Below are 15614 nucleotides of genomic sequence, written 5' to 3' on the forward strand. Positions count from 1 at the left end.
CAGGACCGGGCCGTCACTTCAGACGCAGCAGCTCGTTATCAGCGGCCGGTCATGAGCGATTGCAGTTTGGACTGGGCTTGTTGCGCGTTCTTGCCCTGCTCATTCAGCTCTTGCAGCAGTTTGTTGAGCTCGGTCTGTACCACCGGGTCCTTGACGGTGATCGTCGAACCCGAGATATCGATCTGCGATTTGTGCGCGTCCACATAATCGGCAACCTTCAGACCACTGGAAAAGGTGCCCTTTATCTGCGGCAGCACTTCACGGAAGGTGTTGGCGGGTACGCTGACAGTTCGGTCGTAGGCCTTGTCGTAAACCACCTTCAGGTCTTCTGGCTGCTTGAGTTTCGCACGTGCCGCGTCTGCCTTGCCCTGCTCGATGGTCAGCTTTTCGCCCACTTCATCGAGTCCCGTCTGCACGGCGGCCAGGTCTGCACGGCGTTGAATGACATCGCTGACCGAATGAAAGGAGCCTTTCTGCATCAAGCCGGCGAGTGGCTGCACCGCAGTGTCCATACCCGCGCCGAAGTCGGAGATGACCGCGTAGTGCGAGGTGTAGTCACCAAACGCTTTCTTTTCTTCATCCGTCAGCTTGGGCACATGCACGCCCGGCTTGTCGACAATTCGGGTTTGCAGGAACTGAGTGAACGCAGTGCGCTGCTCGGGTTCCTTGTCTCCGCAGCCAGCCAGGAACAGGGGTAAAGCGACAGCCAGCAGCAAAGCTGGACGGAAAAGGGACTTCATGTCAGTAACCTCCGGGATCATAAGAATGCACGTTCACAGGCCACGCCTGCTGAACGCGAGCGTGCTTATAGTCTCGTCATCGCCTCATCTAGTTCCACGACGGCATTGAAGATACTTGTCGGAATGCCAGCTGACCGTTGAGGGTTTCGGGTGATGGGCGGTGCAAACGTCACGCGGTGCGGGTCCTTCGAAGAGCAGCAGGATGCCGGTCGAACCCGGTTTCAGATAAATATCGCGTGTAGCTTCAGCGCGTCATCCTGGCAAAGTCAGCGCGCGACCGCACTGGTTCGGCGGAAGGAAACCGGGCATCTGCGCCCGGATCGTGCGTACGTCTGCATGGCGCCGGGTCCTCTCTTGAAGCCACTGCGGGAAAGTTCCTTAACATTTCTTCATGAGGTGAAACGTTTCAGCGACTAGTCTTCAACGGACCGACAAAGTGACAACAGGAGTCAATCACTATGTTTGCACACGAAGGGCTGGGTCTGATCCTTGTCTCCATCGTCTTTCTGCTCGGAGCGATTGCGATGTTCATTCACCCTTTCCATGCGCTGGGAAGCTGGTTCAAGAGGAAAAAGCAGGAAAGGAAATCCGACTAACCGTCAACACGCACCAGAAATGGCGGGCCCGGTGATCACCGGGCCTTGCAGAAAAAACCTTTTGTGACCGACTTCGTCCAACTTACCCTCTGCAAATGTATCGTCCTGATACATATTTCGATCTTCTCGCTGCGCATCTAAAGTACAGAATATTTTGCCAGAAACAGAAGCCGATACAGCCGCCATCAAGTAGTGGCTAATCAATATTAAATCAATATCACCGACCTGACCTTACATCCGAAAACCATCTAGTGAATAACGCGTTTCGTGAATCGGCGCCCGAGCTATGTAGCCAGTTGTTTCCAGTGTGATACTCTTTTTAGACCCTTTGATGTTGAATTACTGGCCACCAGCCAATAACATCCTGCGCAATATGTCCCAACTAATTTGCCACTAGTGCCTACAGGGTAGCCATGACTAGTCAATCAATTAATTCGACGCGCTACCTACGCAATGCTGTTGACGAGCACATGCCTGAACCGACGCGCGTGCTTGATTTCAGTACATGCAGGGGCACTAAAAAAGGGCCGGTCTTCCTGATTGGCTCTGGGAAGTCAGCGAAGGATTTCCCGATCAAAGAGTTCTCGCACATCCCCATGATCACCATGAACGGTGCGTTCTCGATGTTCGCAGGCACGAATATAAAACCGTTGTTCTACGTCTGCTCCGACAGGGATTTCCCCAACCAGCAGCCTGAGCTGTTCGCCGCTGCAATGCGCTCCAGCGAGAATGTAGGCCTTTGGGAAGATCAGTTTCGCGGCGACATTCCCAGACCTTCCGGACGCGCTTATGCACTGAAGAAATCGCCCAGATTGTCGACGGTTGCAGCGCTGTGCTCCCGGGAAAATGCACTGGTCAGAAAACTTTCGTTATGGAGTAGCAGAAGCCGGGATATCGGCTTCAGCAAGAATCTGGAACTTGGTTTTTTCGACGCCCGAACGGTCATGTATCTGGCGCTGCAACTGTCCTATCACCTTGGTTTCGACGACGTCTTTCTGGTCGGTTTCGACATGAATCAGTCCGTGGGCCGGTTCTATGAATCATCCAGCGACAATTGCTCACCCTGCGGTCTGGATCAGCATTACGAATCAAGAATTCTTCCCTCGCTGGAGCTGATGTCGAAACAGGTCGTCGGAAGCGACTTCCAGGTATTCAATGTCTCCGAGAGCTCGCGAGTGCCGCACGAGGTGATTCCCAAGTTGAGCCTTGACGAAGTTCGCCATAAAGTCAGTTGCGCACTTCAGGGATAGTACTTCGCCACTATAGAGAGCGTCGCCTGCAATGCACCTGTTTATCTTGAGGCATCCGCAGTTGCCCGCGGCGAAGGGTGCTGAAACGGGCGCCAGCCCTGCCCCGAACCGTTAAACTCGGCAATCCTCTGCCGTCCACCATGTCACTGCCGCCCGACCTATGCGACAATGCGCGCCAATGTCTGGCGTGAACCCCCACATTCATATCCCGGCAACGCAGTCGTGGCAGGCTGCCGTTGCGGTAGACGTATGCCCGTTGGGTCAGCTCATGCTCGGACGGAGCGGACTGAACAGCTTGGGTGGGGTCCTGAACACCACACCCCTGACGCCAGCGCTCCCCCGGTTATTGCCCACGTTATTGATAGGTAAAGTAATTGATCTCCACAGCTAACATCACCATGCAGTTCGGCCCCAAACCCTTGTTCGAGAATGTCTCGGTCAAGTTTGGCGCCGGTAACCGTTACGGCCTGATTGGCGCGAACGGCTGCGGCAAGTCCACGTTCATGAAAATCCTCGGTGGCGACCTCGAGCCTTCGGGTGGGCAGGTGATGCTGGAGCCGAACGTGCGTCTGGGTAAGTTGCGCCAGGATCAGTTCGCCTATGAAGAGTTCACAGTGCTCGACACCGTGATCATGGGTCACGAAGAGCTCTGGAAGGTCAAGGCCGAGCGCGACCGCATCTATTCTCTGCCGGAAATGAGTGAAGATGACGGCATGGCCGTTGCCGAGCTGGAAACCGAGTTTGCGGAAATGGACGGTTACACCGCCGAGTCCCGCGCCGGTGAACTGCTGCTGGGTCTGGGTATCGGCATCGAACAGCACAATGGTCCGATGAGCGAAGTATCGCCGGGCTGGAAGCTGCGCGTTCTGCTCGCTCAGGCACTGTTCTCCGATCCGGAAGTACTGCTGCTCGACGAACCGACCAACCACCTGGACATCAACACCATTCGCTGGCTGGAAAACATCCTGACCCAGCGTAACAGCCTGATGATCATCATCTCCCACGACCGTCACTTCCTGAACAGCGTGTGCACGCACATGGCCGACCTGGATTACGGCGAGCTGCGTCTGTTCCCGGGCAACTATGACGAGTACATGACCGTGGCGACCCAGTCCCGCGAGCAGTTGCTGTCCGACAACGCCAAGAAGAAAGCGCAGATTTCCGAACTGCAATCGTTCGTCAGCCGCTTCTCGGCCAACGCCTCGAAAGCCAAGCAGGCCACCTCCCGGGCCAAGGCGATCGACAAGATCCAGCTGGCCGAGGTCAAGCCCTCCAGCCGTGTCAGCCCGTTCATTCGTTTCGAACAGACCAAGAAGCTGCACCGCCAGGCGGTCATCGTCGATCGCATGGCCAAAGGCTTCGACGGCAAGACCCTGTTCAAGGACTTCAGCTTCCAGGTCGAAGCCGGCGAACGCGTGGCCATCATCGGCCCGAACGGCATCGGCAAGACCACCCTGCTGCGCACGCTGGTCAACGAGCTGCAAGCGGATGCTGGCACGGTCAAGTGGACCGATGCGGCGGAAATCGGCTATTACGCTCAGGATCATGCTCACGATTTCGAGGATGACTCCACCCTGTTCGACTGGATGGGTCAGTGGACCCAGGGCGGCGAGCAACTGGTACGTGGCACCCTGGGCCGCATGCTGTTCTCCAACGACGAGATCCTCAAGTCGGTGAAGGTGATTTCCGGTGGTGAACAGGGCCGCATGCTGTTCGGCAAACTGATCCTGCAAAAGCCCAACGTGCTGGTGATGGACGAACCGACCAACCACCTGGACATGGAATCCATCGAGTCGCTGAACCTGGCGCTGGAAAACTATCCAGGCACACTGATTTTCGTCAGTCACGACCGCGAGTTCGTGTCCTCGCTGGCTACCCGCATCATCGAACTCAGCCCAAGTGGCGTAGTCGATTTCAGCGGCACCTATGACGACTACCTGCGCAGCCAGGGCGTTTCGTTCTAAGCCTGTCAGCCTGCAATAGCAAAAAGCCCTGTCTTGTGACAGGGCTTTTTGGTTTCGGAGCGCTTATTCGCTCGACTGGCTGAGCATTTCAATCCACAGCGCACCCTTGCCCGAAGGCGCTTCGCCGACCCGTTGCAAGGCACCCTTCTCGTCGATGGCGTAACTGCCGACCTTGTCGCTTTTCTCGCCACTCACCAGCAACCAACGGCCATTGGGCGACACCGCGATGTTGCGCGGCTGCTTTTCCTGAACGGGATAATTTTCAACGAACGTCACTTTGCCGCTGGTGGGATCAACGTTGAACACCGACACGCTGCTGCTGGTGCGCTCGCTGATGAACAGCCATTTGCCGTTCGGCGCGAGGCGAATATCCGCAGCCCAGATGCGCGGCGTCGGGTCATCCTTGAGATCGTTGTTGCGCGCATCACGGGCCTGCCCCGGTGCCAGGTTCAAGCGTTTGGGAATACCGTCTGCCTGACTGGTCTGCTTCAACGCACCGGTTTTCTGATTGATCGCGAAGGCCGTGACGGTGCCACTCATTTCACCGACGACATACAGAAACTTGCCATCGGACGAAAAGGTCAGGTGGCGTGGGCCGGTGTTGTCGGGAACGACGACGTAGCCCTCGCCGATGGGCACAAGCTTGCCGTCCTTGGGCTCCAGGCGGTATTGCAGCACACGATCGACGCCCAGGTTACCGGCGTACACAAACCGGTTGCTCGGATCGGTGCGCACCGAATGCGCATGCATGCCGGTCTTGTAAGTCTGAATGCTGTCGCTCGGGCGGTGCTGCGCGTCGATGGGCTGGACGCTGAGCAAGTCGGCGCCATAGGACGCACCAAACAGGAAGCGTCCGCTGCGATCGGTAGACAGGTAGGCCAGACTCTCGGCCAGCGGCGCCTGACTGAGGGGTTTGAGGTGCCCGGTGCCAGGCTCGATGCTGAAACTCAGCACCTGATAGGGTTTGGCGCGCAGCGCGGCGAATAACGCTTTGCCATCCGGCGTGATGGCCATCGGATTGACCTGATCACCTGCCTTGGTCTGCTCGACCAGGCTGAGCGCCCCGCTCTGCTCATCGAGACGGTATTGAGAGATCAGCCCATCGATGGGGCTGGAAATGTAGGCGAAGGTGGCTGCCTGGGCGCTCAGGCCGAATGAACAACCAACCGCAGCGGCCAGCAATAGAATATTTCTCATGACAAACCTTTTTATTATTGTGATGTGATCAGTCATCCTATGAGTATCTCCTCACAACGGCAACTGTCTGATAAGCAGCCGCATAATACCGTTAGCCTGCTTTCATTTATCCACGACGCACGCCATGATGGGGCACTCCCACCGCCTGCCAGCGAAGAGTCCAATGCCTGCCGCACAACCCGGTTCCATGACGATTACGCTGCAGATCGTCTCTATCGTCTTTTACACGTTCATCGCCTTCCTGTGCATCGGCCTGCCTATTGCGGTGTTGCCCGGCTATGTTCATGACCAGCTCGGTTTCAGCCCGCTGATTGCCGGCCTGACCATCGCCTCGCAGTACCTCGCCACCCTGCTCAGCCGGCCTTTCGCCGGCCGTGCGACAGATACGCTGGGCAGCAAGCGCTCCATCGTATTCGGGCTCTGGGGCATCGTCATCAGTGGCAGCATGACCTTGCTGGCCACACTGCTGCACGAGTTTGCCACGCTGAGCCTGTCAATTCTCATCGTCGCGCGGCTGTTCCTCGGCGTCTCTCAAGGGCTCATCGGGGTCGGCACCATCAGTTGGTGCATCGGCAAGGTCGGCCCGGAGCACACTGCCCGCTCAATCTCGTGGAACGGTATCGCGTCCTATGGGGCGATTGCCATCGGTGCACCGCTGGGCGTAGTGGTCATCGATAGCATTGGTTTCAACAGCCTGGGTATTGCCCTGATGGTGATGGCAGGTCTGGCGCTGAGGCTGATTCGCGACAAGCCTTCGGTGCCCATTATTGTCGGTGAGCGCCTGCCCTACTGGTCGGTATTCGGCCGGATCGCACCCTATGGTCTGGGCCTGACGCTATCGTCGATCGGCTATGGCACGCTGACCACCTTCATCACCCTGTTCTATCTGAATCGTGGCTGGGAAGGCGCGGCCTATTGCCTGAGCATGTTTGGTGTGTGCTTTATCCTCGCCCGCCTGCTGTTCATCGGTGCCATCAACCGGCTGGGCGGCTACAACGCGGCCATTGTGTGCATGGCGGTAGAAATCTGCGGGCTGTTGATGCTCTGGCTTTCGTCGAGCAGCGGCGTTGCCCTTGCAGGGGCCGGATTGACCGGCGTGGGGCTGTCGCTGGTCTACCCGGCGCTCGGCGTAGAAGCCATCAAGCGCGTACCCACCCCTAGCCGCGGCGCAGGCCTGAGCGCCTACGCGGTGTTCTTTGACCTGGCATTGGCAATCGCAGGTCCGGTGATGGGCGCAATTGCCTTGGGTCAGGGTTATGACTGGATATTTTTTTACGCTGCCCTGCTATCGGTTTGCGCGCTGGCCCTGACAATCTGGTTGTCGCGGCGCACCGCTCGACTAGAGTAAATCGCCCTAGACAGTGGCTTTACCGCATAAGCTTTTCGGTTGTAGTTCCAATAGTTAGTAGATAAAGCTTAAAGTCCGCCATCGGTCGGTCAACTTCTTGACGCATTCAGCAACGACTTCTTGACTTGATACTGCGAGCCTCGAAACAGGCTTGCAAAGCGATTGTCAGCCGCCTTGGCGTGACGCCGCTTTGCGTAGCAGTCAGGCACCTCGATCCCTCTCGATTGCCTCCGCCTCCCTGCTGCCAGCCTGGACGGGAGTGCTGTCATGAAAATCCGTTGTGTCCATCTTTACCAGACCTGCAACGTGCTACCGGTAGTGATACTGGCAACCATCCCTTCCTGGGCCGAAGGTGCCTGCAGCCTTTCCTCCCTGGCATCGGCAGGCGTTCAGGTCTGCGACAGCGGCAGCAGCTGGCCGTTTAGCGCGCTGAGCGGTGACCACGTGCTGATATTTCCGGCCGGCGGAACGGGCACCGTGTCCGGCAATATCCTGTTCGGTCCAGGAATGGACAGCGTGGACATGCAGTCGGGGCGGATTCTGGGCAACGTCACCCAAGCGGCCGGAATCGACCGTTTCACACTCTCCACAGGTGAGGTCAGCGGCGATCTGAACCAGGGCGATGATCCCGACGATTTTGTCATGAGCGGCGGCACGCTGAGCGCTCTGGCCCAAGGGGATGGGCGGGATACCTTTCTGATGACGGGCGGCACCATCACCCGCGCGTTCGAGGATGGTGACGTGGCGGTGATGAGCGGTGGCAGCATCGGTCGCGTGGACATGAAGCTGGACAACAATGTATTCGAGATGTCCGGTGGCACCATCATCAACAACCTGGTCACCGGCTTTGGCCGAGACACGATCACCTTGTCGGGCGGCATTGTTGGCGGCAACGTCAGCGTCAGTGGCGGCGACGACCAGATCACCCTCAGCGGCGGCGAGATTCGCGGCGAAGTTCGCACCAGCGTTGGCAATGACAACTTCAACTGGCTGAACGGCGGTTACGCACGCAGCAACGTGTTGATGGCCGACGGCAACGATACGGCACGCCTGTACAACCTGAGCGAATACTACCTGAGCGCCAACCCGCTGCTCGACGGCGGCCCGGGCAACGACGTGTTGACCTTCGATAACACTGTATCGTCGCAGCCGGGTCGTTATGCCAACTGGGAAACGATCAATGTGAGCAACGGCTCGCAGTTGAATCTGGCCGGCAAGCTGGTCCTTGGTGACAACGTGAGTAACACCGGCGTTCTGAACATCGATTCCACCAGCACATTGATCTCGACTTCGGGCAGTATTCTCCCCTTCAGCGCCGGATCCCTTGCGTCACTGGAGAATGCGGGAACGCTGGACGTCAGCGATGCAGGCCGTTCGCTCACTGGCACATTGACGGTGACCGGCAATTACACCGGCCAGAACGGACGGCTGCTGTTGCTCTCGGCACTGGGCGATGATGCATCCGCCAGCGACCGACTGGTGATTGCACAGGGTCGTATCAGTGGGTTTACGCGCATGATCGTCAGCAACTCGGGTGGGCTGGGCGCCCTGACTCGTGGCAACGGCATTGAAGTGGTACAAACCATCAACGGTGCAACCAGCGATAGCGGCGCCTTTTCGTTGCAAAATCCGCTGTCTGCAGGCGCTTATCAGTATTACCTGTTCAAGGGCGGCGCCACTGCCGGCTCGGAGAATAGCTGGTTCCTGCGCTCTGCGGTGATTGCTCCGCCAACGCCAACGCCAGCGCCTGTCGAACCCACCCCAGAACCGGCACAGCCAACGCCACTGCCAACACCTGTTCCTGTTCCCGAGCCGACACCTACACCGCAGCCTGAACCTGCACCCACACCACAACCTGTACCTGCCCCAAACCCTGAGCCTGAGCCGAACAGCCCACCCCCTGTCCTGCCAGCAGCCACACTGCCGGTGCCTGCCATTGGAACCCCGCCACTACCTGAACCCGTTCGCGGAGCCGCGCCCATCGCGCTGTACCGACCCGAGGTCGCCAATTACTCCGTCCTGGCGCCAACTGCTGCGGTACTCGCGCTGAGTTCACTGGGCACCTTTCATGAGCGTCAGGGTGATCAAGCCCTGCTGACACAAAACGGCGCGACGTCGGCAGGCTGGGCACGCGTGTTCGGCAGTGACTTCAGGCAACGCTGGTCCGGGGACGTGAGGCCTGGCCTGGACGCTTCATTCAAGGGTTATCAGATTGGCCATGACCTGTATGCCTGGCAACAGGACAGCGGACAGACTCAGCGCGTCGGCCTGTTCGTCGCGCATAACCGTCTGGACGGCAAGGTGAAGGGTTTTGCAGACGGTTTCAGCGACTACGAAACAGGGCGTCTGAAACTGCAGGGAGAAAGCCTGGGCGCGTACTGGACGCTGACCACACCGAGTGGCGGATACGTCGACGCAGTAGCGATGGGCACACGCCTGGATGGCCGCAGCCGCTCTGTCAGGGGCATCGGTGTCGACACTGAAGGCCACGTCATGAGCCTGTCCGTCGAGACAGGTTATCCGCTGCCGCTTTCACAGCGCTGGGTTGCCGAGCCGCAGTTACAGATCATCTACCAGCGCGTAGACCTGCAGGATCAGGATGACGGCATTGCCCATCTCGGGTTCGACAGTCAGGCCTACACCACAGGGCGCATCGGCGTGCGTTTCAAGGGACGCTATCAATTGAGCAGCGTACCGATAGAGCCTTATCTGCGGGCCAACCTTTGGCACACCAAAGACGGCCATGACACGCTGACCTTCGATCACGCAGAGCAGATAAAAACCGCGCATCGATCAACGACGGGCAGTATTGGCGCAGGGATGATAGCGACATTGAGCAGCAACGCCAGTCTGCACTGGAGCGCTGATTACCTTGGCGATCTGAACGAGCGTGGAGCGGAGGGAGTGAACACCAGCCTGGGGTTCAGGCTGGTGTGGTAACGCGACCATCAACGCGGGGACGCGCCTTGGTCAGTCTTTCTTCGGTTTGAGGATCAACACCGCAAGTGGTGGCAGATTCAGCACCAGCGAATCTTCCATCCCATGCGCCGGCTCGGCTTCAGTCATGACCTCGCCACCATTGCCAAAGTTGGAGCCTGCGTAGGTTTCCGCATCACTGTTCAACAGCTCCGTCCAGGCACCTCGCATCGGCGCGCCGAGACGGTAGTCCAGGCGCGGCACCGGGGTCATGTTGGCGACCACCAGCAGCGGTTCACCCTCGTTGCTCCAGCGCAGGTAGGCAAACACGCTGTTGGCACTGTCATCGCCAACCAGCCACTGGAAGCCGGCAGGGTCTGCATCGCGCTCGTGCAGCGCCTTTTCGTCTCGATAGAGGCGGTTCAGATCGCCGACCAGATTCTTCACGCCCACGTGCTCGGCGTATTGCATCAAATACCAGTCCAGCTCCCTGTCGTGGTTCCACTCGCGCCATTGGCCGAATTCGCAGCCCATGAACAGCAGCTTCTTGCCGGGATGCGTCCACATGAAAGACAGATACGCGCGCAGGTTGGCGAATTTCTGCCAGCGGTCACCCGGCATCTTGTCGATCAGCGAATGTTTGCCGTGCACCACTTCGTCGTGGGAAATAGGCAGTACAAAACGCTCGGACCACGCATACACCAGGCTGAAGCTCAGCTTGCCATGGTGATGCCCGCGGTTGATCGGGTCCTCTTCCATGTACTGCAGCGAGTCATGCATCCAGCCCATGTTCCACTTGTAATTGAAGCCAAGCCCACCCTGCTGGGTCGGCTCGCTGACGCCCGGCCACGCCGTCGACTCTTCGGCAATCACCATGGTCCCGGGGGCTTCCAGCGCAACCACGTCGTTCAAATGACGCAGGAAGTCGATGGCCTCGAGATTTTCGCGGCCGCCGAAGCGATTCGGCACCCATTCGCCCGCATTACGCGAATAGTCGCGGTACAGCATCGACGCCACTGCATCCACGCGCAGACCGTCGATGTGGTAATGCTTGAGCCAGTGCAATGCCGAGGCCAGCATGAAGCCGTGAACCTCAGTGCGCCCCAGGTTGTAGATCAGGGTGTTCCAGTCCTGATGGAAGCCTTCCTTGGGGTCCGCGTACTCATACAGGCAAGTGCCGTCGAACTGCGCCAGACCATGGGTATCGGTCGGAAAATGCGCGGGAACCCAGTCAAGAATGACGCCGATCTCAGCCCGGTGACAGGCATCGACGAAGAAGGCGAAATCTTCCGGCGAACCGTAGCGGGCAGTTGGCGCGAACTGGGCCAGCAACTGATAGCCCCACGAACCACCGAACGGGTGCTCCATGATCGGCATCAGCTCGATGTGCGTGAAGCCAAGTTCCTTGACGTAAGGAATCAGGCGATCAGCCAGTTCACGCCAGTTGTACTGCCGCCATTGATTGTCGTCGACCTGCTCCATCTGCCAGGAGCCTGCGTGCAACTCGTAGATTGACAAGGGTGCAGTCACTTGGTGACGGCCTGCCCTTGATTGCAGCCACTCCTGGTCATTCCACTCGAATTGCAGCGGCGCAGAGATCTTCGACGAGGTGTCAGGCGGCAACGTGGTGGCCAGAGCCATCGGGTCGCTTTTCAGCGGCAGAATGCCGTGAGCGCCGAGAATCTCGTACTTGTAGAGCTCACCTGGCTGCAGACGCGGGACGAAAATTTCCCATACGCCGGTCGGGTGGCGCATGCGCATCGGATGGCGACGGCCATCCCAACTGTTGAAGCTGCCAACGACAGAAACACGACGCGCATTGGGCGCCCAGACCGCAAAACGCACACCGTCCACGCCATCGACGCGGGTGACTTGTGCGCCCAGACAGCTGCTCAGGTCGCGATGATTACCCTCGGCAAACAGGTAAAGGTCCATCTCGCCCAGCAGCGGGCCAAAACTGTAAGGGTCTTCGGTGATCTGTTCACCACCGGCCCAGTTGATTTTCAGCAAGTAAGGCTGCGGGTGCTCAAGGTGGCCGACGAAAAACCCCGGCACTTCGCTCATTTCCATCTCGCCCAGTTCGCGACCGTCATCCTTGGCCAGCAAGCGCACACTCAAGGCTGCGGGCAGATAGGCGCGAACGAACTGCCCGCTGCCGCCATCGCCATGCGGGCCGAGGACAGAGAACGGATCACGATGTTCAGCACGGATCAGCGCGTCGAGGTCCACAGCAGCGGGAATCGCGCGGCGGCGCGTGCCGGTTTTGTCAGGCGCATTCATATTGACTCTCCATCAGACGGTTGCAGCAGTCCACGCAAGCCTTGCAAGGGAACGGCCAGCCACGCTGGACGGTTCTCGGCTTCGTAGATCACTTCATAAGCAGCTTTTTCAAGGGTGAACAGCTCGAGTGCAGCGTCCTCCCCTTTCGCATCTTTCCAGGCATGGGCAATGCCGGTGGTCGCCGAGCGATAACCTTCGATGAAGGTTTCTCGCGCCTGCGCCAGGTAGGTATCGGCAACACGTTTGCGCGCGCCGGCAGCCTCGGGAGACGTGTCTACGCTCTGCGCACTGCGTACAGCCATCGCCGCAGCGTAGTCGAAGGAGCGCAGGACACCACTGACATCCTTGAACGGGCAGTGCTTGGCACGGCGCTCTTCGAGTGCGCGGGCCGGCTCGCCCTCGAAATCGATCAGGTAGGCATCGCCCTTGACCACCAGTACCTGCCCCAGATGCAGATCGCCATGCACACGTATGCGCAGGCCACCGGCCGAGCGCTTGGCCAGGCCTTCGACGCGCTGACGGATCTGCTTGCGCTGCGCGAGCAAATCTTTGACCAGTTGCTGATCGTCCTGCTCCAGCTCGCCCATGCGCTGTTCCAGCAACTGCAAGGCGCGCTCGAGCTGAGCGTTGACGCTGGCCCCGGAAGCCTTGCTGTCCTGGCTGCTGGTGACCTCAACGGCAAAGTCGGCATTGTCGGTGGGCGATGCCAGAATCTGATGCATCTCACCCAGGCGCTGGCCAAGACTGCGCGAGAAGTCCGCGAGTTCGAGCAACGCGTTGTAGTGCTGTTCCTGGCCGGAAACACCATGTGCCAGCTCGTCGCGTACCGCACGCTCGAGATTGTTCTGGGTCCATTCCCACGCATCGCCCTGATTGCTCAGGTAGCCTTGGGCGATCATCAGCAGGTTAGGCTGACCGTCCTTGCCGACGCGTACCAGAGAACCCAGCAGCGGTGAAATGTTCTTGAAGCCGGCATGAGTCAGGAATGCGCCCATTTCCAGCTCGGGGTGCGTCCCGGCACTGACTTTGCGAATCAGCTTGAGCACCAGGCTGCTGCCCACCACCACTGAACTGTTCGATTGCTCGGCAGACAGGTAGCGCACTTCCGACTCGGCGTTCAGGCCCAGGGGCGCCAGCTGCGAGCTTTGCTCAAAACGCAACTCGCCGTCGGCACAGGGTATGACGGTATCCGACTGCATGCCCTGAATCACGGCACGGATGAAGGTTTCCAGAGTGAATGCATCCGTGATCAACCCGACATCGCGGTTGCGACGTACTCGGGCGAGCGCCAGCTGCTGCGGCAATGCACTGCTGATGTCGTCTTCGGCCAGCAAGCCGAACGGCAATTGATAGCGATCGGTCTGCCCGCCTGCGGTGACTTCTATTTCACTGAGCAATACCGGATTCGCTTCGTCACCGAAGCGCACGGCGTAGGCAATGCTGACCTGCTCGATCGCCTTGTCCTTGCCCGCGAACCAGCGTCGTTTGGGCAGGTAAACCGCCAGCGAGGTGTTTTCCATGGTGCTGCGCAGTGGCTCTTCGAGCAGCTCTTCCAGACGCTTCTTGAGCACCAGGGTCGGGAAGTCCGGCATGCTCTGCGCGGGTTCAACGTGCCAACTGGGCATTTGATTCTCCGAAGCCAGTAAAAACCAGTAAAAGCCGTACGGCGGCAGCGTCAGCAGGTAGCTTAACTGGCCGATAGGCGGGAATGCGCTGCCGCCGAGCATTTCCACCGGCACCGTGCCTGCATAGGCAGACAGCTCAAGCTCTGCAGCCTGGGCAGCGCTGGAAACGTTGGCGACACACAGCACAACTTCACTGTGTCCGTCAGGCGCTGTGTATTCGCGGGTATAGGCAAGAATGCGGCGGTTCGACGGCGAGAGCATTTTCAACGTGCCACGCCCGAATGCCTTCTGCTGTTTACGCACGGCGAGCATGCGCCGGTTCCAGTTCAGCAGAGAATGCGGATCACGTTCCTGGATTTCGACGTTGACCGACTGGAATCCGTACATCGGGTCCATGATCGGTGGCAACACCAGACTGGCCGGGTCGGCGCGCGAAAAGCCGCCGTTGCGGTCGATGGACCATTGCATGGGCGTGCGCACACCGTCCCGGTCGCCCAGGTAGATGTTATCGCCCATGCCGATCTCGTCGCCGTAATACAGCGTCGGTGTGCCGGGCATCGACAACAACATGCTGTTGAGCAACTCGACCCGACGGCGGTCGCGATCCACCAACGGCGCGAGGCGCCGACGGATGCCCAGGTTGATCCGTGCACGGCGGTCGGCGGCGTAGTAATTCCACAGATAATCACGCTCACGATCGGTGACCATTTCCAGGGTCAGTTCATCGTGGTTGCGCAGGAAAATCGCCCACTGGCAGTTTTCCGGAATCTCCGGCGTCTGCCGCAGGATATCGGTGATCGGAAAACGATCTTCCTGAGCCAGCGCCATGTACATGCGCGGCATCAACGGAAAGTGAAAAGCCATGTGGCATTCATCGCCATCCGGGCCTTTGCTGTCGCCAAAATACAGTTGGGTGTCTTCCGGCCATTGGTTGGCCTCGGCCAGCAGCATGCGGTCAGGATAATTAGCGTCGATCTCGGCACGGATGCGCTTGAGCACCTGATGGGTTTCCGGCAGGTTCTCGTTGTTGGTGCCGTCCCGTTCGATGAGGTACGGAATGGCATCCAGACGCAAGCCGTCAATGCCCAGATCCAGCCAGAAGCGCATGACTTCCAGTACCGCATCCAGCACGTGCGGGTTGTCGAAGTTCAGGTCCGGCTGATGCGAGTAGAAACGGTGCCAGAAGTACTGGCCGGCAACCGGGTCCCAGGTCCAGTTGGACGTCTCGGTATCGAGAAAAATGATCCGCGTGCCGTCGTACTTCTGATCAGTGTCCGACCACACATAGAAATCCCGCGCCTTGGAGCCGGGCTTGGCATTGCGGGCTTTCTGAAACCATGGATGCTGATCGGACGTGTGGTTGATGACCAGCTCGCTGATCACTCGCAGGCCGCGCTTGTGTGCCTGAGCGATGAAACGCTTGGCGTCGGCCATGGTGCCGTAGTCGCTGTGCACATCGCGGTATTCGGAAATGTCGTAGCCATCGTCCCGGCGCGGCGACGGATAAAACGGCAACAACCAGATGGTGTTGACGCCCAGCGCGGCAATGTAGTCGAGCTTTTCGATCAGGCCCGCGAAATCGCCGATTCCGTCGTTGTTGGAATCAAAGAACGATTTCACGTGAACCTGATAAATCACCGCATCCTTGTACCAGAGCGGGTCTTTGATAAATGTCGCGTCACCGGGCTTTTTGGCCAT

At 58.8% G+C, this 15614-nt stretch carries 9 protein-coding genes; 5 read left to right on the forward strand and 4 right to left on the reverse strand.

Annotated features, from left to right (window positions below; translation table 11 throughout):
* Positions 1 to 38: 38 nt before the first annotated feature.
* Positions 39 to 740: a DUF3053 domain-containing protein gene (locus ACW55A_RS05035; protein WP_003369473.1), complete on the reverse strand. Its 702-nt coding sequence runs from the start codon at positions 738 to 740 to the stop codon at positions 39 to 41.
* A gap of 458 nt (positions 741 to 1198) precedes the next feature.
* Here ACW55A_RS05035 and ACW55A_RS05040 point away from each other — a divergent pair, with 458 nt between their 5' ends.
* The 3 genes from ACW55A_RS05040 (at position 1199) to ACW55A_RS05050 (ending at position 4550) form a co-directional block, all read left to right on the forward strand.
* Complete coding sequence (locus ACW55A_RS05040; protein WP_455808518.1) at positions 1199 to 1336, forward strand: hypothetical protein; 138 nt, start codon at positions 1199 to 1201, stop codon at positions 1334 to 1336.
* Positions 1337 to 1932: 596 nt separating this feature from the next.
* The gene (locus ACW55A_RS05045) at positions 1933 to 2586 is read left to right on the forward strand and encodes a WaaZ-like lipopolysaccharide core biosynthesis protein (protein ID WP_498810714.1); all 654 of its coding nucleotides are present in this window, start codon (positions 1933 to 1935) and stop codon (positions 2584 to 2586) included.
* Between the two features lie 374 nt (positions 2587 to 2960).
* The gene (locus ACW55A_RS05050; protein ID WP_003434092.1) at positions 2961 to 4550 is read left to right on the forward strand and encodes an ABC-F family ATPase; all 1590 of its coding nucleotides are present in this window, start codon (positions 2961 to 2963) and stop codon (positions 4548 to 4550) included.
* A gap of 63 nt (positions 4551 to 4613) precedes the next feature.
* Here ACW55A_RS05050 and ACW55A_RS05055 read toward each other — a convergent pair whose 3' ends face one another.
* Positions 4614 to 5747 carry a lactonase family protein gene (locus tag ACW55A_RS05055; protein ID WP_498810713.1) on the reverse strand — a complete coding sequence of 378 codons (1134 nt, stop codon included), beginning with the start codon at positions 5745 to 5747 and terminating at the stop codon, positions 4614 to 4616.
* 163 nt (positions 5748 to 5910) lie between these two features.
* On the opposite strand from ACW55A_RS05055, the gene ACW55A_RS05060 reads away from it, so the two are divergent.
* Positions 5911 to 7095, forward strand: a complete 1185-nt coding sequence (locus ACW55A_RS05060) for an MFS transporter (RefSeq protein WP_044308186.1) — start codon at positions 5911 to 5913, stop codon at positions 7093 to 7095.
* Positions 7096 to 7362: 267 nt separating this feature from the next.
* The gene (locus tag ACW55A_RS05065; protein WP_498810712.1) at positions 7363 to 10035 is read left to right on the forward strand and encodes an autotransporter family protein; all 2673 of its coding nucleotides are present in this window, start codon (positions 7363 to 7365) and stop codon (positions 10033 to 10035) included.
* A gap of 30 nt (positions 10036 to 10065) precedes the next feature.
* On the opposite strand, the gene glgB is transcribed toward ACW55A_RS05065, so the two are convergent.
* On the reverse strand, positions 10066 to 12291 hold the full coding sequence (gene glgB / locus ACW55A_RS05070; protein ID WP_498810711.1) for a 1,4-alpha-glucan branching protein GlgB: 2226 nt from the start codon (positions 12289 to 12291) through the stop codon (positions 10066 to 10068).
* The gene (gene treS / locus ACW55A_RS05075) at positions 12288 to 15614 is read right to left on the reverse strand and encodes a maltose alpha-D-glucosyltransferase (RefSeq protein WP_498810710.1); all 3327 of its coding nucleotides are present in this window, start codon (positions 15612 to 15614) and stop codon (positions 12288 to 12290) included. The genes glgB and treS overlap by 4 nt, the downstream gene beginning before the upstream one ends.

The sequence above is a fragment of the Plantibacter cousiniae (nom. nud.) genome, assembly GCF_977070315.1.